A 25,181-nucleotide genomic window follows, 5' to 3' on the forward strand; every position below is an offset into this window, starting at 1 on the left:
GCCCCGGGCCGCTCAGCCGCACGGCACGTTCAGGCTGAGCAGCCCGGCCGTGCCGCCGTCCATGGCCAGCTCGCTCACCGCCCCGCCCCGCAACGCCGGGAAGACCCGGCGGTACTCGCGCAGCGGGACGGAGAGCAGTGAGCAGAGCGCCAGCCGCAGCAGGCTGTTGTGCGCGACGACCAGGACGCGCGCCCCGGGGTGCGCGCCGGTGATGCGCTGCAACGCCTCCACGCCCCGGTTGGCGGCGGCCCGCGGGTCCTCGGCGGCGGGGAAGGGGTGCGCCACCGGATCGACCCGGTAGGCCGCCGCCCGCTCCGGCTCCTCCGCCGCGAACTCCGCGAGCGTACGGCCCTCCGCCACCCCGAAGTCGCACTCCCGCAGCCCGGCGTCCCGGTGCGCGGCGACACCGAGCGCCCGGCAGGCGGGCTCGGCCGTCGCCACCGCCCGGGACAGCGGCGACGTCCACACGGCGTCCACCGCGTGCGCCGCCGCCCACCGCCCGAGCGCCTCCGCCTGGGCGCGCCCGGTGTCGGTGAGCGGGATGTCGCTGACCCCGGCGTAGCGGTTCTCGGCGTGCCAGACGGACTGCCCGTGCCGGGCCAGCAGGAGGGTCGTACTCATGGCTCCGCAGTATCGCGGCTACGACGGCACGGGCGGCGACACGACGGCGGCCGTGTCTCAGAGGTTGCTGAAGTCCGGCCCCTTGGTCCGCGTCCGCTTGATCTCGTAGAAGCCGGGGATCGAGGCGACCATCAGGGTGCCGTCCCACAGCTTGGCCGCCTCCTCGCCCTTCGGGGCGGGGGTGACGACGGGCCCGAAGAAGGCGATCTGCTGGCCGTCGGCGCCGGGGACGGCGATGACGGGAGTGCCGACGTCCTGGCCGACCTTCTCGATGCCCTCCTTGTGGGAGGCGCGCAGTTCGGCCTCGTAGGGGGTGGCGTCCCAGTGGTCCATCAGGGAGTCCGGCAGGCCGACGTCCTTGAGGGCGGCGGCGACCGTCTCCTTCTCCGGGCCCTCGCCCTGGTTGTGGATGCGGGTGCCGAGGGCGGTGTAGAGGTCACCGAGGACCTCGTCGCCGTGCTCCTGCTGGGCCGCGATGACGACCCGTACGGGCCCCCACGCCTTGTTGACGAGCCACTCGCGGTAGTCCTCGGGCAGTTCGTCGAGCTTGTCCTCGTTGAGGACGCCGAGGCTCATCAGGTGCCAGCGCACCTCGATGTCACGGACCTTCTCCACCTCCAGCACCCAGCGGGACGTCATCCACGCCCACGGGCACGACGGGTCAAACCAGAAGTCGACGGGGGTCTTGTCCGACATGTCTCTCCTCGGAGGGGAAGCAGTACTGACTGGGTACGGAAAGGTCCTTGCGGGGAACGCCGCACGTCGCCGTCGCCATTCCCGACTGACCGGTGTCCGTGGCGCATGGCAGGATCAACGCTGTCCGCATGTTGAACACCACCTGAGGGAGTACCGTCCGTGCCCGGTGAGAATCTGTCCCGCGACGAGGCCCGGGAGCGGGCCGCACTGCTGTCCGTCGACGGGTACGAGGTGTCCCTCGACGTGCGCTCGGCGGTCGGTGACCACGACGGCGACGGTCCGCGCACCTTCCGCTCCGTCACGACGATCCGCTTCCGCTGCGCCGAACCGGGCGCGTCCAGCTTCGCGGACCTGATCGCGCCGAGCGTCACCGCCGTCTCCCTCAACGGCCGTGACCTGGACCCCGCCGAGGTCTTCGACGGCTCCCGCGTGCTCCTGGAGGACCTGGCCGCCGACAACGAACTCACCGTCAACGCCCAGTGCGCCTACTCCCGCACCGGTGAGGGCCTGCACCGCTTCGTCGACCCCGAGGACGGCGAGGTCTACCTCTACACCCAGTACGAACCGGCCGACTCCCGCCGCGTCTTCGCCAACTTCGAGCAGCCCGACCTGAAGGCGCCGTTCCGCTTCGAGGTGCGGGCGCCCCAGGAGTGGACGGTGTGGAGCAACGGCGCGGGCCAGCGCGCGGACGGCGTCTGGCGCTTCGCGGAGACGAAGCCGATCTCGACGTACATCACCTGCGTGGTCGCGGGCCCGTACCACTACGTCACGGACACCTACACGCGCGAGTTCGAGGACGGCACCCGCCTCGACATCCCGCTCGGCGCGATGTGCCGCAAGGGCCTGGCCCCCCACTTCGACGCCGACGACGTGTTCCTCGTCACCAAGCAGGGCCTGGACTTCTTCCACGACCACTTCGACTACCCGTACCCCTTCGGGAAGTACGACCAGGCGTTCGTGCCCGAGTACAACCTCGGCGCGATGGAGAACCCGGGCATGGTCACCTTCCGCGAGGAGTACATCTTCCGCGGCAAGGTGACCCAGGCCTCCTACCAGGGCCGCGCCAACACCCTCCTCCACGAGATGGCGCACATGTGGTTCGGCGACCTCGTCACCATGGAGTGGTGGGACGACCTGTGGCTCAAGGAGTCCTTCGCCGACTTCATGGGCGCCTTCGCCAACGTCGGCGCCACCCGCTTCAAGGACGCCTGGATCACCTTCGCCAACCGCCGCAAGGCCTGGGCGTACCGCGCCGACCAGCTCCCCTCCACCCACCCCATCACCGCCGACATCCGCGACCTCCAGGACGCCAAGCTCAACTTCGACGGCATCACGTACGCCAAGGGCGCCTCCGTGCTCAAGCAGCTCGTGGCGTACGTCGGTCAGGACGCGTTCCTGGAGGGCGCCCGCCGCTACTTCAAGCGGCACGCGTACGGCAACACGCGCCTCGGTGACCTGCTGTCGGTGCTGGAGGAGACCAGTGGGCGGGACATGTCGGCCTGGGCCCGCTCCTGGCTCCAGACGGCGGGCGTCAACTCCCTCACCCCGCAGGTCCTGCTGGCCGCGGACGGCCGCGTCGACGAACTCGCCGTCATCCAGGAGGCGGCCGAGTCCCATCCGGAGCTGCGCCCGCACCGGGTGGCGGTGGGCCTGTACCGGGCGTCGGAGGACGGGACGCTTCAGCGGTACGCGCGCACGGAGGTGGACGTCGACGGCCCGCGCACCCTCGTACCGGCACTGACGGGCGCCGACGCCCCCGACCTGGTGCTGGTCAACGACGACGACCTCACCTACTGCAAGATCCGCTTCGACGAGACCTCCCTCGCCACGCTGCGGGGCCACCTCGGCTCGGTGACCGACCCGCTCGCCCGCGCGCTGTGCTGGTCGGCGCTGTGGAACATGACGCGGGACGCGCTGCTCCCGGCCCGTGACTTCATCGACCTGGTGCTGCGCTACGCGGGCCGCGAGTCCGACATCGGCGTCCTGCAGATGCTGCACGCCTGGGCCAGCTCGGCGCTGACGCACTACGCGGCCCCCGAGTGGCGTCCGGTCGGCGCCCCGCTGCTCGCCGAGGGCGCCCTGCGCGAGCTGCGGGCGGCCGAGCCGGGCAGCGAGCACCAACTGGCGTGGGCCCGCTTCTTCGCCACGACGGCGTCGACGGAGGCGGACCTCCGGCTCCTGGGGGCGCTGCTGGACGGCACGGAGAAGATCGACGGCCTGGAGGTGGACCAGGAGCTGCGCTGGTCGTTCCTGGAACCCCTGACCGCGCACGGCGCCGCCGACGAGTCGACGCTGGCCGCCGAACTGGCCCGCGACGACACCGCCTCCGGCAAGCGCCACCAGGTCCGCTGCCTGGCCGCGCGCCCCTCGGCCGCGGTGAAGGCGCAGGCGTGGGCGCAGGTGGTGGAGTCCGACGCGCTGTCCAACGCCCTGGTGGAGGCGACGATCGCGGGCTTCGCCCAGCCGACGCAGCGGGAACTGCTGGCGCCTTACGCGGACCGGTACTTCGAGATCCTGGAGCGTGTGTGGGAGGACCGCTCGATCCAGATCGCGATGCACATCGTCAGCGGCCTGTTCCCGGCGTACCCGCAGGACGGTCAGGCGATCCTGGCCGCGACGGACGCCTGGCTGACGGCCCACGAGAACGCGGCACCGGCGCTGCGCCGACTGGTCCTTGAGGCGCGGGACGACCTGGCGCGCGGTCTGCGGGGCCAGGAGTGCGACGCGACGGCGCGGTGACGGCGTCGTGAAGGCGACGGCGGCGGGGTGAACGGCCGGACGGAGATTGACCGTTGGCCTGAGCTTCGGCCCCCGGTGACCGTTACGAAATTCAGGCAGTAAGAGCCGTAACCCCTGGTCCACTCCCGAACGGACCAGGGGTTTTCGGCATCCGAACACCCGTCCTTTAGTACGGGGTTGTCCGGGTTCTCCGACAGGCGTGTAACAGCGGTTAAGGGTGGGACCAGACGCGGAAACCCCCGGACCATGACCCACAACACCCCGCTCTCGCCCCGCCCCCTGCACGACCTCGCCGACGTCCGCCGCCGCGTGGTGCGCACGGCACAACTGCGCGCCCAGGGCCTGTCCCCCGCCGACATCACCGCGCGCTGCCGCCCCGGCGGCCCCTGGCAGCAACTCCTCCCCGGCGTCCACCTCCTCCACCCCGGCCCGCCGACCAGCGAGGAGCGCCTGCACGCGGTCCTGCTGTACGCGACCCGCGAGACGACGCCGGGGGTCGTCCCGTCCCAGCCGGGTCCCGCCCAACCGGGTGCGCCCACTGCCCCCCGGCACGTGTACACCGACGCCATGATCACGGGCCTGGCGGCCCTCACCCTGCACGGCTTCGCCGCCACGCCCCCGCTGTCCTCCCTCGACCACATCGACGTCCTCGTCCCCCGCCTGCGCCGACTGCGCACGACCGGCTGCGCCCGCGTCATCCGCGCGGCGACCCTGCCCGCGCCGGAGACGGTCACCGGCCTCCCCGTCGCCCCGGTCCCCCGCGCCCTCGCGGACGCGGTGGCCGACCTCACGGACGCCAACGCCGTGCGCCGCCTGCTGACGGAGGCCGTACGGGCGGGCCACTGCGACCCGGCGTCGGTGGTCCGCGAACTGACCCAGGCGAAACTGCTGAACCGACCGCACATCGTGGACGCCGTGGACATCCTCATCGCCGAGGGCCGCTCCATCGCCGAGGACCGCCTCTACGCCATGGTCGGCGCGTACGGCCTTCCCGACCCCGTCTGGAACGTCGACCTCCGCCTCCCCGGCGGCCCCCACCTCGGCGGCCTCGACGCCTACTGGCCCGACCAGGCCATCGCGATCGAGCTGGACACCCGCGCCCCGCGCCAGGACGAGGACGCCCAGTGGACGGAGTACGCCCGCAAGCGCGAGCACCTGGAACGGCTCGGCATCACGGTCGTCCACATCACCCCCCGCAAGCTGCGCGACGCGATGGAACAACAGGCGGCGATCGTCCGCACCGCCCTGATGGCCGCGGCGGACCGCGACCCGGCGGCGTACGTGGTGGTACTCCCCCGGTAACCACACCCCCCGACCACCACCACAAGGAGGGGAGAGGAGGGGCCGCCCGCTCTCTGACGGCGGCCCCTCTTCGCACCGGCCTGGCAAGGGAACGGCTAACGCCCCTCCGGGCAGAACTCCGCCTCCAGGATCGCGTCGGTGGCGCCCGTCCAGTCGCCGTTGAGGTTGAAGGCGAGCGTGTGGCCGCCGTCCGCTGTCGTGACCGCCTCTGACAGGGAGCCGTAGATGCCGCCGCCGTGGCCCCAGACGACGGTGCCGCAGGTCAGTTGGCGGGACGCGAGGCCGAGGCCGTAGCGCTCCTTGGTGGGTGGGGCGGCGTCGGGGGCCGGGACCGTGGTCTTCATTTCCTTGAGTTGCTCAGGGGGGAGCAGGGCGCCGCGCAGGAGGGCCGAGTAGAAGCGGTTCAGGTCGGTCGAGTTGGAGATCATCTCGCCCGCCGCCCCCGCGATGGAGGGGTTGAAGCGGGTGACGTCGTAGGTCGGGCCCGTCGTCGACGTGGGCGACAGTTTGCTGTACGCGCGGCTGCTCGGCGCCGGGACGTCCGGGCGCGTGCCCGGCACCGATGTCGAGGTGAGGTGGAGGGGGCGGATGATGCGCGCGCGGATCTCGTCGCCGTACGGGCGGCCCGTCACCGCCTCGATGACCGACCCGGCGACGACGTAGTTCGTGTTGCTGTAGCTCCAGCCGTCGCCCGGCGTGAACAGCGGCCTGTGGCGGAGGGCGACCGCGAGGAGGTCGGCCGGGGTGTGGGTGTCGTGGCGGTGGGCCAGGAAGCCGTCGGCGGTGAAGTGGGCGCGGGCGAAGCCGGGATCGCTGGTGTAGTCGTAGAGGCCGCTGGTGTGGTTGAGGAGGTGGCGGACGGTGATGGCGCCGCCGTCGTTGCCGTTGCCCCGGACCGCGCCCGGTAGCCAGCGGTCCACCGTGTCGTCGAGGGAGAGGCGACCCTCCGACTCCAGTTGGAGCAGCACCGTCGCGACGAAGGTCTTGGTGACGCTGCCGACGCGGTAGCGGTCGGCGGGGGTGCGGGGCTGGCCGGTGCGCAGGTCGCCGACCCCGGCGGTGGTGGACCAGCGGCCGTGGGTGTCCCGGGCGGTGAGGGTGATGCCGGGGACGCCGTCCTTGACGGCCGCCTCGACCGCCTCCCGGGTGGCGTGGTGGCTGTCGTGACCGGCGAGGGCCGTACCGGTGAGGGCGACGGCCAGGGCGGTGACCGTCGTCGCCACCGTCACGGTCGTACGCCGGGAAGCGCCGCGGTGTGTCCGGGGTGAGGTGGGTGGTGTCATGTGCTGCCAGACCCGGCGGGGATGGTGAGGGTTGCCACGGTGTACGCCAGTTGGGTGAGTATTAGCCCCTTTTGAGGAGCAGTTCGGTGTTGCGGTCGGTCCGGTCGCCCGCCAGGCCGGTCCGGTCGCCCGCGCGGTTGAGGGACAGCTCACGATAGAGGGCGGCCAGACCGGTCTGGGAGAGGTCGGTGAAGTCGGTGCGGTGGGGGGCCGCGGACTCGATGAGGGTGGTGAAGAGGGAGAGGGTGCCGTCGCGGTTGTCGGCTATCTCGATCACGCGGGCCAGTTGGGGGAAGTCGACGTGGGAGGCGGTGGAGATCTCCCAGAAGGCGTTGCCGTCCGGCGTCGTGTGCGGGGTGATGGCGTTGCGGTGGACGTGGCCGTTGACCCAGGCCAGGACGTTGCGGTGGCGGCCGAGGGCGGCGAGGACGGCGGCGCCGTCGTGGCGGTGCTCGGTGGGACGGGCCGGGTCGGGGCGGGTGTTGTCCATGGTCGTGCTGGTGTGGTGGCTGAAGACGACGGCGTGGGAGTCGGCGTTCTCCCGCAGGGTGCGCTCCAGCCAGCGGAGCTGGGCGGTGCCGATCGAGCCCTGGTAGTGGCCGCCGGGGTCGGTGGTGTCGAGGCTGACGCCGATGACGTCGTCCGCGACGCGGAAGCTGTAGTACTGGGTGCCCGCCTCGGCGTTGGCGGTGGAGTAGCCGTGGCCGACGGGGCCCATGCCGGTGTGGGCCGGGTCGAGGTGGGCGCGTACGTACTCGGCCGGCGTGAAGGGGGCGCGGCGGTCGTCCGGGGTGATCGCGCGCATGGCGCGGGCGTGGGTCTTCAAGAGGTCGCGGAAGGCGTGGCCCAGGGGGTCCGCGGCGGCCTTGAGGGCGTCCTGGAGCCTCTTCGCCTCGGCGGCGGGCAGGCTCATCAGCTTGCGGCCACCCACGGCGAACTCGGCGAGGTAGGGGTCGCCGTGGCCGAAGCAGCCCAGGGGCATGGCGTCGTGGTTGCCGACGGTGGAGTACCAGGGGAGGTTGAGGCCGGGGCTGAGCACCTCGCGGGTGGCGGCGGCGAGGTAGCCGTCGAGGTGCGGGAAGCCGCGCCGCTTGTCGGCGTCGCGGACGGGCGAGTCGGGCTGCCAGTACTGCGCGACGCCGCTGTCCTGGACGCCTTCGTAGTGGCGTACGTCGCCCGAGCTGGGGGTGACGCGTCCGCCGCTCATGACGGTGAGGTACCACTCCAGCTCGGTTTTGGCGTTGTTGTCGGTGTTGTCGCCGGTGGTGATGGCGAAGTGCAGGGGCGCGCCGGTGGCGGGGGCGCCGCGCAGGGCGTTGACCCGTTCGACGAGGGCGACGGCGCCCTGCACGGTGAGCGCCTCCTGGGGCCGCCACGCCCTCGGGTCGTGGGAGCGCAGGTACTCCAGGCGCATCGGGTGCTGGACGTCCGTCAGGTGCAGGTCGGTGAGCTGGACGAAGGCGGCGAGGGCGGTACGGCGGTCCTCGCGGCCGTTCCGTGGCGTGGCGAGGTCGCGGCGGACGACGCGTGCCCAGCCGGGGCCGTCCCCGAGGCGCCGGTAGCCGGGGCCGCCGCGCGGGGTGGCGACGGTGGCGAGGGTGGTGCCGCGGGTGTAGGGGGCGAGGGGCGCGCCGGGTGCCCGGCGGGAGCTGGCGACGGGCGCCTCCTGGACGGGCGCGGCCTCGCTCTCGGTGGGCCGCAGGGCGTATCCGGCCCCGGCGGACACGGACATGGCTCCGGCGACGGCGAGGACGGTACGGCGGTTGACCGCGGGTCCGTTGACGGCAGGTCCGTTGGCGACAGAGCGTAGGCGCGACATGCGCGGTCTCCCCGAGTGCGAACGCGTCGGCAGTGGTCACGGCGGCTCGCTCGCGCGCACCGACCGCTCGTACGGGATGCTTCGCACCAGCGGTGACCCGCGCGTGAACGGGGCGGCAACGCGCGACGCCGATCGCCGGACGTGGATCTCGGCGGGGTCCGCGCGTTCGCGGGTGCTCCCGTACGGGTCGGGAGACGGTCACTCAGGGTTCATGTACGGGGGTAGGAACCCCCTCTTCCCCGCCACAGCCCGAGCCCTACGTCGACCAGCCCCACCCGCCGCAGCGAGGGGACGTCGGCCAGGTCGTGCCAGGCCGCCAGGTCCGTGGAGCCGCCGACCTCCGGGCGGAGTTCGCCGCCGGTGACGTGGGCCTCGTAGAGGAGGCGGACGCCGTGGTGGTCCCGAGGGGACCGGAGGCGGCGGCGGGGGAGGGTGCGGCGCAGGGAGTGCACGCCGAGGATGCCGGTGACCTCGATGTCGTAGCCGGTCTCCTCGGCGACCTCGCGGCGGACGGTGTCGTAGGGGTCCTCGCCGTGTTCCATGCCGCCGCCCGGCAGGACCCACTCGTGGCCGCCGCCGTCGGCCGGGGAGCGGGCGAGGAGAAGGTGGCCCTGGCGGACGCATATGGCGTAGGCCGCCACCCGCAACGTCTTGCGCACGCCCCGGACGTTAGCGTCTGGCCGGCGGCCCGGCACCGCGCCGGGTGGGCGGTGACCGCGAGGCAAGCGGGCGATTCCCGCTATTCACCGTCTCTCCGCCCAAAGCGCACCGGGGGTTTTCCCCATAGATCTGTTTCGGTTCGGTCAACTCCTCCCATAACCCGATCCCTTGCGTAAGGGTGAGCGGTCGTCCGGGGTCGCATTCCGGACGACCACGCTCGCTCCTTTACCTCCAAGGGATGCCGATGACCCTCACCCCCCAGCGGGAACCCATACCGGGCGCCAGACGCGTGGCCCGCGTCGCCGTCGCCGCGGGTCTGGTCGCCGCGCTCAGCGCGGCCGGTCCGATACCGATGGCCCTGGCCGCCGGAGCCGACGACGCACCGCCCGCCGCCGCCGACCCGGCGCTCAAGTCGGCCCACGTCAAGCTCGGTTCCGACGACGCCGACCTGCTCGCCGAGGCCAAGGCCGACGGAGACAAGACGGTCACGATGATGATCGCGACCGCGCCCGGCGAGACCGAGCAGGTCGCCGAGCAGCTCGACGCGGTCAAGGGCGGCCTCGTGGGCCGCACCTACGACAAGCTCGGCTACGTCCGGGCCACCGTCCCCACCGGCGCGGCGAACGCGGCCATCGCGGCGGCGGCCAAGCTGCGCTCGGTGCACGGCATCGACCTGCGGCAGGAGATCCCGCTCGACGACCCGACCCCGGCCGGTGACCGGGGCAAGGGCGCCCCCAAGGCGCCGACCGCGGGCAGCTACCCCGCGCCGGGCGCGAAGACCCCGGCGAAGAACCCGTACAACCCCTCCTTCGAGACCGGCGCCGTCGACTTCGTCGAGGACCACCCGAAGGCGGACGGCCGCGGCATCACCATCGGCATCCTCGACTCCGGCGTCGACCTGGGCCACCCCGCGCTCCAGAAGACGACGACCGGTGAGCGGAAGATCGTCGACTGGGTGACCGCCACCGACCCGGTCGCGGACAGCGACGGCACCTGGCGCCGGATGACCACCTCGGTCGCCGGGCCGACGTTCTCCATCACCACCACCGCGTTCGGCACGGAGACCTTCAAGGCGCCCGAGGGCGCCTACAAGTTCCAGTACTTCGCCGAGTCCGCCACCACCGGCGGCGACATGGCGGGCGACCTCAACCGCGACGGGGACACCAGCGACGTCTGGGGCGTGCTCTACGACGCCGCCGCGGGCACCGTCCGCGTCGACCTCGACGACGACCTCGACTTCACGGACGAGGACGCGATGAAGCCGTACAAGGACGGCTTCCAGGTCGGCTACTTCGGGACCGACGACCCCTCGACCGCGATCGCCGAGCGGATCCCGTTCGTCGTCGAGATCCGCAAGGACGTCGTCTACAACGCCGCGGGCGCCAAGGCCGACTACGTCAGCATCGGTGTCATCGAGTCCGAGCACGGCACCCACGTCGCCGGTATCACCGCCGCGAACGGCCTGTTCGGCGGCGAGATGAACGGTGCCGCGCCCGGCGCCAAGCTGGTCTCCTCGCGCGCCTGCACCTGGAGCGGCGGCTGCACCAACGTCGCGCTCACCGAGGGCATGATCGACCTCGTCGTCAACCGCGGCGTCGACATCGTCAACATGTCGATCGGCGGCCTGCCCGCGCTGAACGACGGCAACAACGCGCGCGCCGAGCTGTACACCCGGCTCATCGACGAGTACGGCGTCCAGCTCGTCATCTCCGCGGGCAACTCCGGGCCCGGTGCCAACACCATCGGTGACCCCGGCCTCGCGGACAAGGTGATCTCCGTCGGCGCGACCGTCTCCAAGGAGACCTGGGCCGCCAACTACGGCTCCGCGGTGGAGAAGAAGTACGCCATGATGCCGTTCTCCTCGCGCGGTCCGCGTGAGGACGGCGGCTTCACGCCGACGCTCTCCGCGCCCGGCGCCGCGATCAACACCACCCAGACCTGGCTGCCCGGCGGCCCGGTCGCCGAGGCGGGCTACAGCCTGCCGCCCGGCTACTCCATGCTCCAGGGCACCTCGATGGCCTCCCCGCAGGCCACCGGCGCCTCCGCGCTGCTGCTGTCCGCGGCCAAGCGCAAGGGCATCGAGCTGACCCCGGCCGACCTGCGCACCGCGCTGACCTCCACCGCCGACCACATCCCCGGTGTGCAGGCGTACGAGGAGGGGGCGGGCCTCATCGACATCGAGGACGCCTGGGACGCCATCCTCGACGGCGCCACCGCGCACGCCTACACGGTGAAGGCGCCGGTGGACACCGCCATCGACGGGTTCCTGAAGACCCCGGGCTACGGCACCGGGATCTACGACCGCGAGGGCGGCCTGAAGGCCGGGCAGAAGAAGACGTACGACGTCACGATCACCCGCACCTCCGGCGCCGACCGCCCGGTCTGGCACGAGCTGAGCCTGGCGAACAACGCGGGCGGCACGTTCCGGATCGTCGGCTCCGACGTGGTCGCGCTGCCGCTGAACAAGCCGGTGACCGTGAAGGTGCAGGCCGCGCCGAGGTCGGCCGGGCTGAAGAGCGCGATCCTGGAGGTCGACGACCCGCGCACCGAGGGCGTCGACAAGCAGGTGCTCAACACCGTCGTGGTGTCCAAGCCGCTGGACTTCAGCTACTCCACGTCCGGCTCGGTGCAGCGCAACAGCACCACGTCGTACTTCGTGACCGTCCCCGAGGGCGCCAAGACCCTTGAGGTCGCGATCGGCGGGCTGAAGGGCAAGAGCCAGACCCGGTTCATCGCCATCCACCCGTACGGCGTCCCGGCCGACACCACGTCCACGCCGTACTGCTACAACAACTACCTCGACGGCAACGGCTGCAAGCCCGACGTGCGTTCGTACGCCGACCCGCAGCCCGGCGTCTGGGAGATCGAGGTCGAGTCGCGCCGTACGTCGCCGCTGCTCGACAACCCGTACACCCTCGACGTCACCATCCTCGGCGCGGTCTTCGACCCGGCGACGGTGACGGTGCCCGAGGTCAAGGTCGGCACCCCGGCCACCGCCTCCTGGACGGTGACCAACCAGGCCGCCCCGATCGACGGCAAGCTGGCGGGCGGCCCGCTGGGCTCCGCGAAGAACGAGCGCCCGACCATCGGGCAGCGCGAGACCGTGACCACCACGGTCGAGGTGCCCGAGGGCGCCACCTCCCTGGACGTCGCCATCGGCAACGTCTCCGACGCCGCCGCCGACCTGGACCTGACGGTCTACGACGGCAACGGCGACGAGGTCGGCCAGAGCGCCGACGGTGACTCCGAGGAGTCGGTGTCCATCGCCAACCCGGCCGCCGGTACCTACACCGTCGAGGTGTACGGCTACGGCGTACCGTCCGGCTCCACCGCCTACGACTACCGGGACGTCTTCTACTCCGCCGCCCTCGGCACCGTCTCCGTCGACGAGTCGACGCCGGTGAAGCTGGCCACGGGCGCCACGGCGACGGTCACCGGCACGGTCACGGCCGCCGCGGAGGCCCCCGCCGGGCGGGAGTTCTTCGGGCAGGTCCGGCTGCTCACCGCGCGCGGCACGGTCGCGGGCGTGGGCAACGTGAGGATCGAGAAGGTCACGCCGTAACGCGTGCGGGTTTCGGCCCAGGGGCGGGCGTCCGGTTCGGGCGCCCGCCCTTCTTCCGCTCTTCCGCGCGTCCTTCAGCCGCACTCGATCGTGCGGGACTCGGGGAGCGCGTCCGCGATCCAGGCGCGGTGGCGGGCGATGTCCTCCTCCGTCACGGCCCAGACGTCGGGCTCGGCGGCGTCCCTGGGGATGCCGACGAGCGCGTGCTGGCCCTCGCGGAGACGGGGGTCCACGGCCTCGTCCATGGTGAAGACGGTCTCCGCGGGGCCGTCGTCCGGTTTGAGGTAGTCGGTCACGCGCAGGGTGACGCGGTCCTTGCCGGTGCCGGGGACCGGTTCCACCTCGGTGACCGTGCCCTCGACGACCAGCCGGGCGCAGGCCAGGTAACCGGCGGCGGACAGGGACTCGTCCCCGGCCCCGGACTTCGCGCCGGACCGCGAGTCCGAGACGGCGGCACCGGCCTCGCTGTCGTCGGAGCCTCCCGGCGACGTCTGGGTCACCAGCCACGCCAGGCCCGACACGGCGGTAGCGGCGCAGAGGACGGCGGCGGCGCGCAGGGCGAGGGTGAGGGGGCGGCGGCGGGGACGGGAGCGTACGACCACCGGTCGCGGCGGTGCCACGGGTTCCGGCTCCGGCTCGCTGAGCGCCGTGCCGATGAGCCGCAGTTGCTCCCGCAGCGCCGTCACGTCGGCCGTCGCCGCCCGGTACTCGGCGCGTGCGGTGGCGTCGGCGTCGGCGGGCAGGGGCTCGTCGGTGATGACGGCGAGCAGGGGGTCCGGGGCCGCGTGGTCCGCGCGGCCGTCCTGACCGCGGTCGCCGCCGTCGTAGCCGTCGTAGCCGTCGTGTTCGACGGACACGTCACACCACCTCGTCCTAGTGCAGCCGGGCGCGCAGGGCCCGGACCGCCGTGTGCAGCCTGCTCTTGACCGTGCCCTCCGGGACGCCGAGTTCCTCGGCGATGGAGCGCACCGGCAGGTCGGCGTAGAAGCGCAGCACGACGACCTGCCGCTGGGCGTCGGGCAGTTCGTCCAGGCCCTGCGCCACGGCGACGGAGAGCACGCTGGTGTCCTCGCCGGAGGGGTGCGCGAGTTGGCGCAGGGAGGCGAGGCGTTCGCCGATCCGTTCCTGGCGGCGCTTGGCGCGGTGCCAGTCGACGGCGAGGTTGGAGGCGACCACCGCCGCCCACGCGGAGACGTCGCGCGGCGCCTCCCGGCCGCTCGCGGCCCGCTCCAGCAGCCGTAGGCGGACCTGCTGTACCCCGTCCAGCAGGTCCGCCTGCGGCACCCCGCCCAGTGCGAGCACCGCCCGCACCCGGCGCTCCTGAGCCGCGTCCAGCGGGTCGTCCGCGGCACGGTCGGCCCCGTGCCCGCGCTGCGCCCCCTGGCCGCGTCGCGCCTTTCCGCGCAGCACAGCCACCCCTCTCCTCGCCGCGTTTCCCCTATGACGCCGGGGCGGCCGGGAACGTTCGGCCGGAGCGGGGGGAATTTCCGGGCCCGCGCCGAAGGGTGACCTCCGCTGAATGGTGATCTCCACTTTTTCCGACCATCGACTTCACGTCAGCTTCACTGACACCATGTGCCCCATGACGCACATCACCAAAGGCGCCAACACCCCTGTCCCCGCCGCTGAGCTGCGGGTCGTGGTCGGTCGGCGCAGTGTGCCGGGGGGTCCGGTCGTGGATGCCTCGGCGCTGCTGCTCGACGCCACCGGCAAGGTGCGCGGCGACGCCGACCTGGTCTTCTACAACCAGCCCGCGCATCCGTCCGGCGCCGTACGGCACTCCGGTACCGGCGAGGACGGCGGTCAGCTCCTGGACTGGCTGGAGGTCGACCTGTCCGGCGTCGAACCGGCCGTGCAGCGGGTGCTGATCGCCGGTTCCTGCGACGGCGGCGTGTTCGGGCAGGTGCCGGGGCTGTACGTGCGGGCGCTGGGCGCCGCCGACGGCGCGGTGGTGGCGCACTACGACGTGACCGACGCGACGACGGAGACGGCGTTCGTGCTCGGGGAGTTCTACCGGCGCGACGGGCTGTGGAAGTTCCGCGCGGTGGGACAGGGGTACGCCTCCGGGCTCGCGGGGCTGGCGACGGACTACGGGATCGCGGTGGAGGAGCCGGTGGACACGCCGGTCCCGGTGCCCGCGCCCCTGCCGCGGGTGGCGAAGGTGGACTCGGCGCCGCCGCCCCCCGTCGCGGCACCGGCGTTCACCGCCCCTCCCGCCGGCGCGCCCGCCGCCCCCGCGTTCACCGCGCCTCCGCCGCCGCCCCCGGCACCGGCCGCCCCCGTGACCGCCCCCTTCGGCCCCGACTTCCAGCCCTACACCCAGCGCGGCCGGGGCAACGGCGTGGTCTCCGTCGCCGTACCGCTGCCGCCCGGGCCGGTGATCGTGGAGGCCTGGCACCAGGGCTCCGGCTACTTCGCGGCGCACACCCTCAACCGCCGCAACAAGGACGACGAGCTGCTCTTCAACAGCACCCTGCGCGACTTCCGCGGCCGGGCCCTCGCCTGGCCAGCGCCGGACCGCCCGCTGCGGCTGCGCGTCGAGGCCGACAACGACTGGACGGTGCTGGTGCAGCCGCTGTCGGTGGCGCGCGGGCTGGAGGCGGGACCGCCGCTCCAGGGGTACGGCCCCGAGATCGTCGCCTACCACGGCACCGCCGCCGACCTGGACGTGGACGTCGCGGGCGACGAGGACGGCGGCGGCTACTTCGCCATCCGCTGTCGGGAGGCGGCGCACGTGCGCGACATGGACGAGTACGACCTGCTGGTCAACGACACCGACCGGTTCCGCCAGACCGTGCCGCTGCCGGACGGCCCGCTGCTCCTCGACATCGAGGCCGACGGCCACTGGCAGCTCGTGGCCCGCCCGCTCCCGGTCCTCGACCAGGCCGCCGCGCAGGCGTCCGGCGCGTACACCGGCCGGGGCGCGAGGACCGTCACCCTGGTCAACCCGGCGCCGGGCCGCCCCGCGCTCCTGGAGTACGCCATCCAGGACGACGGCGCGCTCTTCGGCCACCGGGTGAGCGTGCTGGACGAGTACGACGACGAGGAGGAGTTCCTCAAGGGCACCCGGCACGGCGACCACGGCCGCACCGTCGTCTTCCGCAAGGGCGAGGCGCAGGTCAGGCTGCGCCTTGAGGACGTCGGCGACTGGAGCCTGCGGCTGCTGCCCATCGAGCAGGCGCCCGCGCTCACCGGCCCGGCGGAGGGCCGGGGCAGCGCGGTGTTCCGCTACGACGGCCCGCCCGCGCTGCTCGGACTGGCCCGGACCAGCACCGACGACGACGAGCTGACCACGCACACCGTCCAGGCCGACGGCCGGGGCCGGATCTCCGCCGACACCTCGGGACGGCGGCGCCCGGTGACCGGCCCGCTGTGGGTGTCGCACGCCGGGTACTGCTACGTCCAGGTCGCCACCTCCGACCACACGGGCTGGCGGATCGAACCGGCGCACCTGTCCGGGGTGCCGGTGCTGGGGGCGCGGGCCGAGGGGCAGGGCTATGGAGTCGTACGTCACACCGGGCCCGAAACCGAGGTGATGCTCACCCACGAACCGCGCGGCACGATCGACCTGCCGGTGCTCTGGGAACTGGACGAACGCCTGGAACCGGTACGGCGGATCAGCACGGCTTCCGGTCTCCAGCGCGTTCCGAGCGGATATCTCCAGATCAGGACGGCGGGCCGGTGGTCGATCACACCGCGCGGGTGAGGCGCGTAGCGTCTCGCATCCTGGGCAGGTCCGGCTGTGAGGTGCCTTAAGGATTGGACACATCGGCCGGGGTCCCCCGCATGATGGAACGGGCACACGCACGTCAAGCACAGAAGTCGAAGGAGTCGCCGTGAGGGTCGGAATCGTCGGAGCCACCGGGCAGGTCGGCACGGTCATGCGCAGGATCCTGGCCGAGCGGGACTTCCCGGTCGACGAGCTGCGGCTGTTCGCCTCGGCCCGCTCGGCGGGCACGGTCCTGGACGGCGTGACGGTGGAGGACGCGTCGACGGCCGACTACTCCGGCCTGGACATCGTGCTGTTCTCGGCGGGCGGCGCCACCTCCAGGGCGCTGGCCGAGAAGGTCGCCGCGCAGGGCCCGGTCGTGATCGACAACTCCTCGGCGTGGCGCCGGGACCCCGAGGTGCCGCTGGTGGTGGCCGAGGTCAACCCGCACGCGATCGCGAGCCGCCCCAAGGGCATCATCGCCAACCCGAACTGCACCACGATGGCCGCGATGCCGGTGCTGAAGCCGCTGCACGCGGAGGCCGGTCTCCAGGCGCTGGTCGTCGCCACCTACCAGGCGGTCTCCGGGTCGGGTCTCGCGGGCGTGGACGAGCTGTTCGAGCAGGTCAGGAAGGTCGGTGAGGACGCGCCGAAGCTGACCCACGACGGTTCGGCGGCGGAGTTCCCCGAGCCGCACAAGTACGTCGCGCCGATCGCGTACAACGTGCTGCCGATGGCGGGCTCGATCGTCGACGACGGGCTGCACGAGACCGACGAGGAGCAGAAGCTCCGCCACGAGTCCCGCAAGATCCTGGAGATCGACGGTCTGAAGGTCTCCGGCACCTGCGTCCGGGTGCCGGTCTTCACCGGCCACTCCCTCCAGGTCAACGCCCGTTTCGCGCGTCCGCTGAGCGTGGAGCGGGCCAAGGAGCTGCTCGCCGGTGCGCCCGGTGTGGCCCTGACCGATGTGCCGACCCCGCTCCAGGCGGCCGGTCAGGACCCGTCCTACGTGGGCCGCATCCGCGTCGACGAGACGGTGGAGAACGGCCTCGCGCTGTTCGTCTCCAGCGACAACCTGCGCAAGGGCGCGGCCCTGAACGCGGTGCAGATCGCGGAGCTGGTCGCGGCGGAGCTGTCGACGAAGGCGGCCGGGACGACCGCCGCCGCCGAGTAGTCCGGGCCAGCGGTCACTGGGGGCGGTCACCGGAGGTCGGTGGCCGCCCCCGCTCCATGGCCCTGCGCGGGTACGGCCCTACGGCCGCCGCACCTCGTACAGGAAGCACCCGTACTCCACGGCCCTGACGTGCACCAGCGCCACCTCCGGGTCGGTGAACGCCTCGTCGAGGGCGTCGGTGAACCGGTCCGCGACGAGCGTGCCGCCCAGGATGCGCCCGTCGGCGGAGTAGCGGCGCAGGACGCGGTGCGCGTGGGTGAAGGGCAGCGCGCCGCCGTCCGGGCCGGGACAGTCGTCGGCGTGGATGAAGACGGGGCCCTGTTCGTCGTAGGCGCCGGGGGTGGCGCCCGTCGCGGCGGCCCAGCGGCGCAGCGGGGCGTAGGAGACGAGGGCGATCCGCTCCCCCGGCGCGCTCCGGCGCAGACAGCAGCGCAGGGGGGCGCCGCCCTCGTCGTCGGTGACGGGGACCGTCCGCCGCCCGGCGTCGTCGGTGACGCGGAGTTCCTTGAGGACCGTGGGCTCGACGGGTCGTGCGGTGTGGGTGCTCATGGGCCCAGCGTGGCGCGCGAGCGCCGCGTTCACCGGCGGGAATAGGACATCGCGTTCGGTCCGGGTCCCGTGGAAGGATGGCGCCACCGACACATCACGAGGAGATGACCGCGTGCCTGGCACAAACCTGACTCGCGAAGAGGCGCAGCAGCGGGCGAAGCTGCTCACCGTTGACTCGTACGAGATCGATCTCGACCTCTCCGGCGCGCAGGAGGGCGACACCTTCCGTTCCGTGACCACGGTCCGCTTCGACGTGGCCGAGAACGGCGGGGAGTCCTTCATCGACCTGGTGGCGCCGACGGTCCACGAGGTGACCCTCAACGGCGACACGCTCGACCCCGCCGAGCTGTTCCAGGACTCGCGGATCGCGCTGCCGGGTCTGCTGGAGGGCCGCAACGTCCTGCGCGTGGTGGCCGACTGCGCGTACACGAACACCGGTGAGGGCCTGCACAAGTTCGTCGACCCGGTCGACCAGCAGGCGTACCTCTACACGCAGTTCGAGGTGCCGGACGCGCGCCGGGTCTTCGCCTCCTTCGAGCAGCCGGACCTGAAGGCGACGTTCCAGTTCACCGTGCGGGCGCCGGAGGGCTGGACGGTCATCTCCAACTCGCCGACTCCGGAGCCGCAGGACAGCGTCTGGGAGTTCGAGCCGACGCCGCGGATCTCGTCGTACATCACGGCGCTGATCGTGGGCCCGTACCACAGCGTGCACAGCGTCTACGAGAAGGACGGCCGGACGGTCCCGCTGGGCATCTACTGCCGCCCCTCCCTCGCGGAGTACCTCGACTCGGACGCCATCTTCGAGGTCACCCGGCAGGGCTTCGACTGGTTCGAGGCGAAGTTCGACTACGCGTACCCGTTCAAGAAGTACGACCAGCTCTTCGTGCCGGAGTTCAACGCGGGCGCGATGGAGAACGCGGGCGCGGTGACCATCCGCGACCAGTACGTCTTCCGGTCCAAGGTGACCGACGCGGCGTACGAGATGCGCGCCGAGACGATCCTGCACGAGCTGGCCCACATGTGGTTCGGCGACCTGGTCACCATGGAGTGGTGGAACGACCTGTGGCTGAACGAGTCGTTCGCCACGTACACCTCCATCGCCTGCCAGGCCGCGGCACCCGGCTCCCGCTGGCCGCACGCGTGGACGACGTTCGCCAACTCGATGAAGACCTGGGCCTACCGCCAGGACCAGCTCCCCTCCACGCACCCGATCATGGCCGAGATCCGCGACCTGGACGACGTCCTCGTCAACTTCGACGGCATCACGTACGCCAAGGGCGCCTCCGTCCTGAAGCAGCTCGTGGCGTACGTCGGTGAGGACGAGTTCTTCCGGGGCGTGCAGGCGTACTTCAAGCGCCACGCGTACGCCAACACGCGCCTGAGCGACCTGCTCTCGGCGCTGGAGGAGACCTCGGGCCGCGACCTGAAGACCTGGTCGCGGAAGTGGCTGGAGACGGCGGGGATCAACGTCCTGCGCCCCGAGATCGAGACGGACGCGGAGGGCACCATCACCTCCTTCGCCGTCCGCCAGGAGGCCCCGGCGCTCCCGGTCGGCGCCAAGGGCGAGCCGACGCTGCGCCCGCACCGCATCGCGGTCGGCTTCTACGACCGTGACGAGGCGACCGGCAAGCTGGTCCGCGTGGAGCGCGCCGAGCTGGACGTCGACGGCGAGCTGACCGCCGTACCGGCCCTGACGGGCAAGCGCCGCCCCGCGGTCGTCCTGCTGAACGACGACGACCTGTCCTACGCGAAGGTCCGCCTGGACGAGGGCTCGCTGGCGTACGTCACGGAACACCTCGGCGACTTCGAGTCCTCGCTCCCCCGCGCCCTGTGCTGGGCGTCGGCGTGGGACATGACGCGGGACGCGGAACTGCCCACCCGCGACTACCTGTCCCTGGTGCTGTCCGGCATCGGCAAGGAGTCCGACATCGGTGTCGTGCAGTCGCTCCAGCGGCAGGTGAAGCTGGCGATCGACCTGTACGCCGCCCCCGTGGGCCGCGAGGCGCTCCTCACCCGCTGGACCGACGCCACGCTGGCCCACCTGCGCGCGGCCGAGCCGGGCGGGGACCACCAGCTCGCGTGGGCGCGCGCGTTCGCGGCGACGGCCCGTACGCCGGAACAGCTCGACCTCCTGGAGGCGCTGCTCGACGGCTCCCAGACGGTGGAGGGCCTGGCGGTCGACACCGAGCTGCGGTGGGCCTTCGTGCAGCGGCTCGCGGCGGTCGGCCGGTTCGACGAGGCGGAGATCGCGGGCGAGTACGAGCGGGACAAGACCGCCGCGGGCGAGCGGCACGCCGCCACCGCCCGCGCCGCGCGTCCGACGCCGGGCGCGAAGGCGGAGGCGTGGGCGTCGGTCGTGGAGTCCGACAAGCTGCCGAACGCCGTGCAGGAGGCGGTGATCTCCGGCTTCGTGCAGACCGACCAGCGGGAGCTGCTGGCGCCGTACACGGAGAAGTTCTTCGACGTGGTGAAGGACGTCTGGGACTCGCGCTCCCACGAGATGGCCCAGCAGATCGCCGTGGGCCTGTACCCGTCGGTGCAGGTCTCCCCGGAGACCCTGGAGAAGACGGACGCCTGGCTGGCCTCCGCCGAGCCGACCCCGGCCCTGCGCCGCCTGATCTCGGAGTCCCGGGCGGGCGTGGAGCGGGCGCTGCGGGCCCAGGCGGCGGACGCGGCACCGGAGACCGCGGAGTAGCGTCCGCGGACCGCTGTCCTTCGGGCGCCCGGTGTCCCGTCAGAGGGACACCGGGCGCCTTTCGTGTGCCTGTGCCGCCGCGGGCACGTGGGTGGGCGGGGCGGGGAGGGGGGCGGCGGGTCCGGTCGTCGCCGCCGCCGCTGTCGCCACCGTGGTCGCCGCCCTCGTCGGGAGCTGCCCCACCACCGTGGCCCCGAACGCCACCACCATCCCCGCCACCTGCACCGGCGTGAGCGCCTGCCCGAGGGCCGCCCAGCCGACGACGGTCGCGGTCAGGGGTGAGAGGGGGCCGAGGAAGGTGACCTGGGTGGCGGTGAGGCGGCCGATGCCGCGGAACCAGAGCCAGTAGGCGACGGCGGTGTTGGCCAGCGCGAGGTAGAGGTAGCCGCCGACCGCGCGCCCGTCCAGCGCGGGCGGCGCGCCCTCGGCGAGGAAGGCGACCGGCGCGATGAGCAGGCCGCCCGCCGTGAGCTGCCAGGAGGTGAGGGCGAGCGGGCCGACGCCGTCGGGGCGGCCCCACCGCTTGGTCAGGACCGTACCGGCCGACATCGACGCGGTGGACGCCAGCGCCGCGAGCGCCCCGAGCGCGTCCAGGGCCCCGGCCGCCCGCAGGACGACGAGACTGACGCCGAGCGCGGCGATGACCCCGGTGAGCAGGGCACGGGCGGTGGGCCGTTGCCCGAGCAGTACGGCGGACAGCCCGACCACCAGCAGCGGGCCGACCGAGCCGACGACCGCCGCCATGCCGCCGGGCAGCCGGTACGCCGCCAGGAACAGCAGCGGGAAGAACGCGCCGATGTTCAGCGCCCCGAGCACCGCCGACCGCCACCACCACGCCCCGCGCGGCAGCACCCGGGCGAGCGCGAGCAGCAGCAGCCCGGCGGGCAGGGCACGCAGCAGCCCGGTGAACAGGGGCCGGTCGGGCGGGAGGAACTCGGTGGTCACGGCGTAGGTGGTGCCCCAGGAGATGGGGGCGAGGGCGGTGAGGAGGGTGGTGGCGAGGCGGTTGGCGGTCATGGGCGGGCACCCTTCGCGGTAGGTCAGCGGTAATTAGCTTAGCTCTAAGTTAATTAGAGTCAAGTCACTTACAACACAGCTACTTCTCGCCAAGCTACTTACTTGCAAGGAACCGCCCGCGCTCGGGATACTCCGCCCATGAGCGAACAGGACCGGGACCCCGTCGACGCGATCATCGACCAGTGGGCCGTCGTACGCCCCGACCTCGACACCCGCGCGATGGAGGTCTTCGGCCGCGTCTACCGGCTGGCGCGCACGATGGGCGACCGGATGGAGAAGGCGTACGCCCGGTTCGGGATCTCCCGCGGCGAGTTCGACGTCCTGGCGACCCTGCGCCGCTCCGGGGAGCCGTACGCCCTCTCCCCGCGCCAGCTCTCCGCCACCCTGATGCTCACCACCGGCGGGATGACCGGCCGCCTTGACAAGCTCGAACGCGCGGGCCTGCTGCGCCGCTCCCCCGACCCGCACGACCGCCGCGGCCTGAAGGTGACGCTTACCGAACGGGGCCTCGCCGTCGTCGACGAGGCAGTGGGCGCGGGCCTCGCCCTCCAGACGGCCGCACTGTCCGCCCTCACACCCGAGCAGGCCGACCAACTGGCCGACCTGCTCCGGGAGTTGCTGGCTTCCACGGCCGCTGACTGAGACTCCCCCCTCGGCCCGGCGGTCAGCCGACGTGGGTCGCGAGCGCCGTGTCGATGTCCGTCGCGGCGGCGGAGTCGGCGGCCCAGGCGGCGTACCCGTCGGGGCGGACCAGGACGGTCGTACGGCGGTCGCTCGCCCAGTGCGCCACGGCGAGCCGGTCCCCGCGGCCGGTGGGGGCGCCGTCCTCGTACGGCTCCGGCGTGATCAGCACGAACCGGCCGCCGCGCAGCGCCTCGTAGAGACGGGTGCCGTCGGCGAGGGCGACGTCCGGGACCCGGGCGCCGGTCAGGCGGTGGGAGCCGCGCGGGGCGGGGTAGCGGTAGCCGATGCCGGTGAGCTGGCCGAGCATCCTGCGGCGGGCCGGGGCGACGGTGTTGAGGAGCGTGGTGACCGCGGCGCGCAGGGCGAGGGTCCACGGACTCTTGGCCATGGCCAGCCGCACGATGCCGCCACTGCTGCGCAGCACCGCCTTGCCGACGGGGTGGCGCTCCGACTGGTAGGTGTCGAGGAGTCCGGGGGCGGCGTGCCCGTGGACCACCTGGGCGAGCTTCCAGCCGAGGTTCGCGGCGTCCTGGAGGCCGGTGTTCATGCCCTGCCCACCGGCCGGGGTGTGCACGTGCGCGGCGTCACCGGCGAGGAAGACCCGGCCGACGCGGTAGGCGGGCGCCTGCCGCTCGTCGCTGTGGAAGCGGGACAGCCAGCGGGCGTCGTGCATCCCGTAGTCGGTGCCGAGGGCGAGCCGGGTGATCTCCTTGACCTCCTCCAGGCCGAGGGGCTCGCTGTCCGGGACGTTGCGGCCACGGTGCCAGCCGACGACGCGGTAGTAGCCGTCCCCGAAGGGCGCGAGGAACGCGAAGGCGTCGCCCACGGCGTTGACGGTGAGCAGCGTCTCCGGCTCCTCGGCGAGCCGCACGTCCGCGAGGACGACGGACCGGATGACCGACTGCCCGGGGAACGGCAGCCCGATCGCGTCCCGCACGGCACTGCGCATCCCGTCCGCGCCGACGACGTACGCGGCACGCAGGGTCTCCTCCGCGCCGCCGGGGCCGCGGACCTCGACGGTGACGCCGTCGGCGTCCTGGGTGAGCCGGGTCATCGTCGTCTCGTAGCGGAAGTCGACCCCGGCCTCGACGGCCCGCCGCTCCAGCAGCTCCTCCACCTCGTACTGCGGGGTGATGAGGAGGTGGTTGAAGCGGGAGGGGAGGGAGTCGAGGTCGAGGGTGAGGCGGCCGAACAGGCGCAGGCGCTGGAGGACCTGCCCGGTGCCCTCCAGCTCGTCGGCGAGTCCGCGGGCGTCGAGCTGCTCCAGGGTGCGGGCGTGCACGGCGAAGGCGCGGGAGAGGTTGCTGGCCTTGTGGGGCCGCTTCTCGACGAGGGTGACGGGGACTCCGGCGGTGGCGAGGTCTCCGGCGAGGAGGAGGCCGGTGGGGCCGGAGCCGATGACGATGACGGCGTTCATGAGGACCTCCCTGGAGGACAACGACCGTTGGTCAACCCCTGTTGGCCAACGCCTGTTGACTACGAAGGTAGCGAGGTGGGCGAGGGTACGTCAACAACTGTTGGCAAACAAGCGTTGGCAGCGACTCCGCCGCAGCCGCCCGAAGCGCGGACCAGCACTTGTCGGCCCACATCTGTAGGCCCACACTTGTGGGCCCACGCTTGTAGGCCCACACTCGTCGGCCTACGCTCGTTGACATGACACCGAACCGCACGACTCCCCCAGCCCCCCGCCGCTCGGACGCCACCCGCACCGCGATCCTCGACGCGGCCCGCGAACGCTTCGCCGCCGACGGCTACGAGCGCGCCACCATCCGCGCCATCGCCAAGGACGCCAAGATCGACCCCTCGATGGTCATGCGCTACTACGGCAACAAGGAGGGCCTCTTCGCGGCGGCCGTCGCCGTCGACCTGCACATGCCCGACCTCTCCGCCCTCCCCCGCGAGGAGGCCGGACGGGGCCTGGTGACCCACTTCCTCACCCAGTGGGAGGAGAACGAGGTGCTCACCGCCCTGCTCAGGGTCGGCATCACCAACACGTCCGGGGCCGAGCGGATGCAGGCCATCTTCCGCGAGCAGGTCCTGCCGGTCGCGCGCGTGACGTGCCCGGACCCGGAGCAGGTGCCCGCACGGGCGGCACTGGTCTCGACCCAACTCCTGGGCCTGGCCCTCACCCGCTACGTCCTGCGCATCCCCTCGGCCGAACAACTGACCCGAGAGGAGATCGTGGCCTGGCTGGCCCCCACCATCCAGCGCTACCTGACGGCCCCGAACCCCTGACGAAACCAGCCCCGCCACCACCACCCCCAAACACACCAAGGGCGCCGCCCTCACCGTCGTACGACGGCGAAAACGGCGCCCTCAGCGCAGAACGAGTCCCGGCGCGCCCGGATCAGCCCGGATCAGCCCAGATCCGACCGGGTCAGACCGTGGATCAGGCCTTGGCCGCGCTCTTCGTCTTGATGTTCTTGGACGTCACCCGGTGCTTCTCCTGGGACTTGTCCAGGACCATCACCAGACCCGCGATGACCGCGAAGATCGCGATCGGCAGGGCGACGTAGAGGCCCAGCGTCTCGATGACGCTCAGGCCCGTGCCGGGGTCGTCACCGTCGTCGCGGGTGAGCGCGAGCGCGGGAGACGACATGAGCAGCATCATCAGCGTCGTACCGGCAGCCAGGGCACCGGCGCGCAGGGCGTTCTTCTTGTCCACGGTGCA

General features: G+C 72.5%; 19 protein-coding genes. 8 read left to right on the forward strand and 11 right to left on the reverse strand.

Annotation, left to right across the window (positions count from 1 at the left end; translation table 11 throughout):
* Nucleotides 1-12: 12 nt before the first annotated feature.
* Both ACFQZ6_RS12405 and ACFQZ6_RS12410 read right to left on the reverse strand, forming a co-directional pair.
* Complete coding sequence (locus ACFQZ6_RS12405) at nt 13-621, reverse strand: histidine phosphatase family protein (protein WP_381607649.1); 609 nt, start codon at nt 619-621, stop codon at nt 13-15.
* 57 nt (nt 622-678) lie between these two features.
* Nucleotides 679-1,317 (reverse strand): mycothiol-dependent nitroreductase Rv2466c family protein, encoded by a 639-nt coding sequence (locus ACFQZ6_RS12410; RefSeq protein ID WP_381607651.1) that lies wholly within the window; start codon nt 1,315-1,317, stop codon nt 679-681.
* A gap of 159 nt (nt 1,318-1,476) precedes the next feature.
* On the opposite strand from ACFQZ6_RS12410, the gene pepN (ACFQZ6_RS12415) reads away from it, so the two are divergent.
* Both pepN (ACFQZ6_RS12415) and ACFQZ6_RS12420 read left to right on the forward strand, forming a co-directional pair.
* Nucleotides 1,477-4,056, forward strand: coding sequence for an aminopeptidase N (gene pepN / locus ACFQZ6_RS12415; RefSeq protein WP_381607653.1), 2,580 nt, complete (start codon nt 1,477-1,479; stop codon nt 4,054-4,056).
* 246 nt (nt 4,057-4,302) lie between these two features.
* Nucleotides 4,303-5,358 carry a hypothetical protein gene (locus ACFQZ6_RS12420; protein WP_381607656.1) on the forward strand — a complete coding sequence of 352 codons (1,056 nt, stop codon included), beginning with the start codon at nt 4,303-4,305 and terminating at the stop codon, nt 5,356-5,358.
* 95 nt (nt 5,359-5,453) lie between these two features.
* Here the strand turns inward: ACFQZ6_RS12420 and ACFQZ6_RS12425 are convergent, their stop codons facing one another.
* From ACFQZ6_RS12425 to ACFQZ6_RS12435, 3 genes are all read right to left on the reverse strand, one after another.
* A complete protein-coding gene (locus tag ACFQZ6_RS12425) occupies nt 5,454-6,641 on the reverse strand; it encodes a serine hydrolase domain-containing protein (RefSeq protein WP_381607658.1) in 1,188 nt (395 codons plus the stop codon).
* A gap of 61 nt (nt 6,642-6,702) precedes the next feature.
* Nucleotides 6,703-8,460 carry a TIGR03767 family metallophosphoesterase gene (locus ACFQZ6_RS12430; RefSeq protein ID WP_381607660.1) on the reverse strand — a complete coding sequence of 586 codons (1,758 nt, stop codon included), beginning with the start codon at nt 8,458-8,460 and terminating at the stop codon, nt 6,703-6,705.
* A 209-nt stretch (nt 8,461-8,669) separates the two neighbouring features.
* A complete protein-coding gene (locus ACFQZ6_RS12435; protein ID WP_381607662.1) occupies nt 8,670-9,119 on the reverse strand; it encodes an NUDIX hydrolase in 450 nt (149 codons plus the stop codon).
* Between the two features lie 245 nt (nt 9,120-9,364).
* Between ACFQZ6_RS12435 and ACFQZ6_RS12440 the strand changes: the two genes are divergently transcribed.
* Nucleotides 9,365-12,682, forward strand: a complete 3,318-nt coding sequence (locus ACFQZ6_RS12440; RefSeq protein ID WP_381607664.1) for a S8 family serine peptidase — start codon at nt 9,365-9,367, stop codon at nt 12,680-12,682.
* 74 nt (nt 12,683-12,756) lie between these two features.
* Here the strand turns inward: ACFQZ6_RS12440 and ACFQZ6_RS12445 are convergent, their stop codons facing one another.
* Both ACFQZ6_RS12445 and ACFQZ6_RS12450 read right to left on the reverse strand, forming a co-directional pair.
* Nucleotides 12,757-13,539: a hypothetical protein gene (locus ACFQZ6_RS12445; protein ID WP_381607666.1), complete on the reverse strand. Its 783-nt coding sequence runs from the start codon at nt 13,537-13,539 to the stop codon at nt 12,757-12,759.
* A gap of 16 nt (nt 13,540-13,555) precedes the next feature.
* Nucleotides 13,556-14,092, reverse strand: a complete 537-nt coding sequence (locus ACFQZ6_RS12450) for a sigma-70 family RNA polymerase sigma factor (protein ID WP_381607668.1) — start codon at nt 14,090-14,092, stop codon at nt 13,556-13,558.
* Nucleotides 14,093-14,264: 172 nt separating this feature from the next.
* Between ACFQZ6_RS12450 and ACFQZ6_RS12455 the strand changes: the two genes are divergently transcribed.
* Both ACFQZ6_RS12455 and ACFQZ6_RS12460 read left to right on the forward strand, forming a co-directional pair.
* On the forward strand, nt 14,265-16,388 hold the full coding sequence (locus tag ACFQZ6_RS12455) for a TerD family protein (protein WP_381607670.1): 2,124 nt from the start codon (nt 14,265-14,267) through the stop codon (nt 16,386-16,388).
* Between the two features lie 130 nt (nt 16,389-16,518).
* Nucleotides 16,519-17,565, forward strand: coding sequence for an aspartate-semialdehyde dehydrogenase (locus ACFQZ6_RS12460; RefSeq protein ID WP_381607673.1), 1,047 nt, complete (start codon nt 16,519-16,521; stop codon nt 17,563-17,565).
* Between the two features lie 78 nt (nt 17,566-17,643).
* Here the strand turns inward: ACFQZ6_RS12460 and ACFQZ6_RS12465 are convergent, their stop codons facing one another.
* Nucleotides 17,644-18,114 carry a DUF1203 domain-containing protein gene (locus ACFQZ6_RS12465; protein WP_381607674.1) on the reverse strand — a complete coding sequence of 157 codons (471 nt, stop codon included), beginning with the start codon at nt 18,112-18,114 and terminating at the stop codon, nt 17,644-17,646.
* A 112-nt stretch (nt 18,115-18,226) separates the two neighbouring features.
* On the opposite strand from ACFQZ6_RS12465, the gene pepN (ACFQZ6_RS12470) reads away from it, so the two are divergent.
* Entirely contained in the window at nt 18,227-20,809 is a 2,583-nt protein-coding gene (pepN, locus tag ACFQZ6_RS12470) for an aminopeptidase N (RefSeq protein ID WP_381607676.1), read from the forward strand.
* Between the two features lie 39 nt (nt 20,810-20,848).
* Here the strand turns inward: pepN (ACFQZ6_RS12470) and ACFQZ6_RS12475 are convergent, their stop codons facing one another.
* The gene (locus ACFQZ6_RS12475) at nt 20,849-21,826 is read right to left on the reverse strand and encodes an EamA family transporter (protein ID WP_381607678.1); all 978 of its coding nucleotides are present in this window, start codon (nt 21,824-21,826) and stop codon (nt 20,849-20,851) included.
* Nucleotides 21,827-21,964: 138 nt separating this feature from the next.
* Between ACFQZ6_RS12475 and ACFQZ6_RS12480 the strand changes: the two genes are divergently transcribed.
* Nucleotides 21,965-22,468, forward strand: a complete 504-nt coding sequence (locus tag ACFQZ6_RS12480; RefSeq protein WP_381607680.1) for a MarR family winged helix-turn-helix transcriptional regulator — start codon at nt 21,965-21,967, stop codon at nt 22,466-22,468.
* Between the two features lie 22 nt (nt 22,469-22,490).
* Here the strand turns inward: ACFQZ6_RS12480 and ACFQZ6_RS12485 are convergent, their stop codons facing one another.
* Complete coding sequence (locus ACFQZ6_RS12485) at nt 22,491-23,927, reverse strand: FAD-dependent monooxygenase (RefSeq protein ID WP_381607683.1); 1,437 nt, start codon at nt 23,925-23,927, stop codon at nt 22,491-22,493.
* A gap of 236 nt (nt 23,928-24,163) precedes the next feature.
* Between ACFQZ6_RS12485 and ACFQZ6_RS12490 the strand changes: the two genes are divergently transcribed.
* Nucleotides 24,164-24,745, forward strand: coding sequence for a TetR/AcrR family transcriptional regulator (locus ACFQZ6_RS12490; protein ID WP_381607685.1), 582 nt, complete (start codon nt 24,164-24,166; stop codon nt 24,743-24,745).
* Between the two features lie 154 nt (nt 24,746-24,899).
* Here ACFQZ6_RS12490 and ACFQZ6_RS12495 read toward each other — a convergent pair whose 3' ends face one another.
* Nucleotides 24,900-25,175: a hypothetical protein gene (locus ACFQZ6_RS12495; protein ID WP_381607687.1), complete on the reverse strand. Its 276-nt coding sequence runs from the start codon at nt 25,173-25,175 to the stop codon at nt 24,900-24,902.
* Nucleotides 25,176-25,181: the final 6 nt, after the last annotated feature.

Source organism: Streptomyces flavalbus (assembly GCF_042674625.1).
Classification (GTDB): Bacteria; Actinomycetota; Actinomycetes; order Streptomycetales; family Streptomycetaceae; genus Streptomyces; species Streptomyces flavalbus.

Bases quoted from the DNA above. Each gene is read 5' to 3' on its own strand.
- ACFQZ6_RS12405 (WP_381607649.1), bottom strand. From the start codon at position 621: ATGAGTACGACCCTCCTGCTGGCCCGGCACGGGCAGTCCGTCTGGCAC.
- ACFQZ6_RS12410 (WP_381607651.1), bottom strand. From the start codon at position 1,317: ATGTCGGACAAGACCCCCGTCGACTTCTGGTTTGACCCGTCGTGCCCG.
- ACFQZ6_RS12420 (WP_381607656.1), top strand. From the start codon at position 4,303: ATGACCCACAACACCCCGCTCTCGCCCCGCCCCCTGCACGACCTCGCC.
- ACFQZ6_RS12425 (WP_381607658.1), bottom strand. From the start codon at position 6,641: ATGACACCACCCACCTCACCCCGGACACACCGCGGCGCTTCCCGGCGT.
- ACFQZ6_RS12430 (WP_381607660.1), bottom strand. From the start codon at position 8,460: ATGTCGCGCCTACGCTCTGTCGCCAACGGACCTGCCGTCAACGGACCC.
- ACFQZ6_RS12440 (WP_381607664.1), top strand. From the start codon at position 9,365: ATGACCCTCACCCCCCAGCGGGAACCCATACCGGGCGCCAGACGCGTG.
- ACFQZ6_RS12455 (WP_381607670.1), top strand. From the start codon at position 14,265: ATGACGCACATCACCAAAGGCGCCAACACCCCTGTCCCCGCCGCTGAG.
- ACFQZ6_RS12465 (WP_381607674.1), bottom strand. From the start codon at position 18,114: ATGAGCACCCACACCGCACGACCCGTCGAGCCCACGGTCCTCAAGGAA.
- ACFQZ6_RS12475 (WP_381607678.1), bottom strand. From the start codon at position 21,826: ATGACCGCCAACCGCCTCGCCACCACCCTCCTCACCGCCCTCGCCCCC.
- ACFQZ6_RS12480 (WP_381607680.1), top strand. From the start codon at position 21,965: ATGAGCGAACAGGACCGGGACCCCGTCGACGCGATCATCGACCAGTGG.
- ACFQZ6_RS12485 (WP_381607683.1), bottom strand. From the start codon at position 23,927: ATGAACGCCGTCATCGTCATCGGCTCCGGCCCCACCGGCCTCCTCCTC.
- ACFQZ6_RS12490 (WP_381607685.1), top strand. From the start codon at position 24,164: ATGACACCGAACCGCACGACTCCCCCAGCCCCCCGCCGCTCGGACGCC.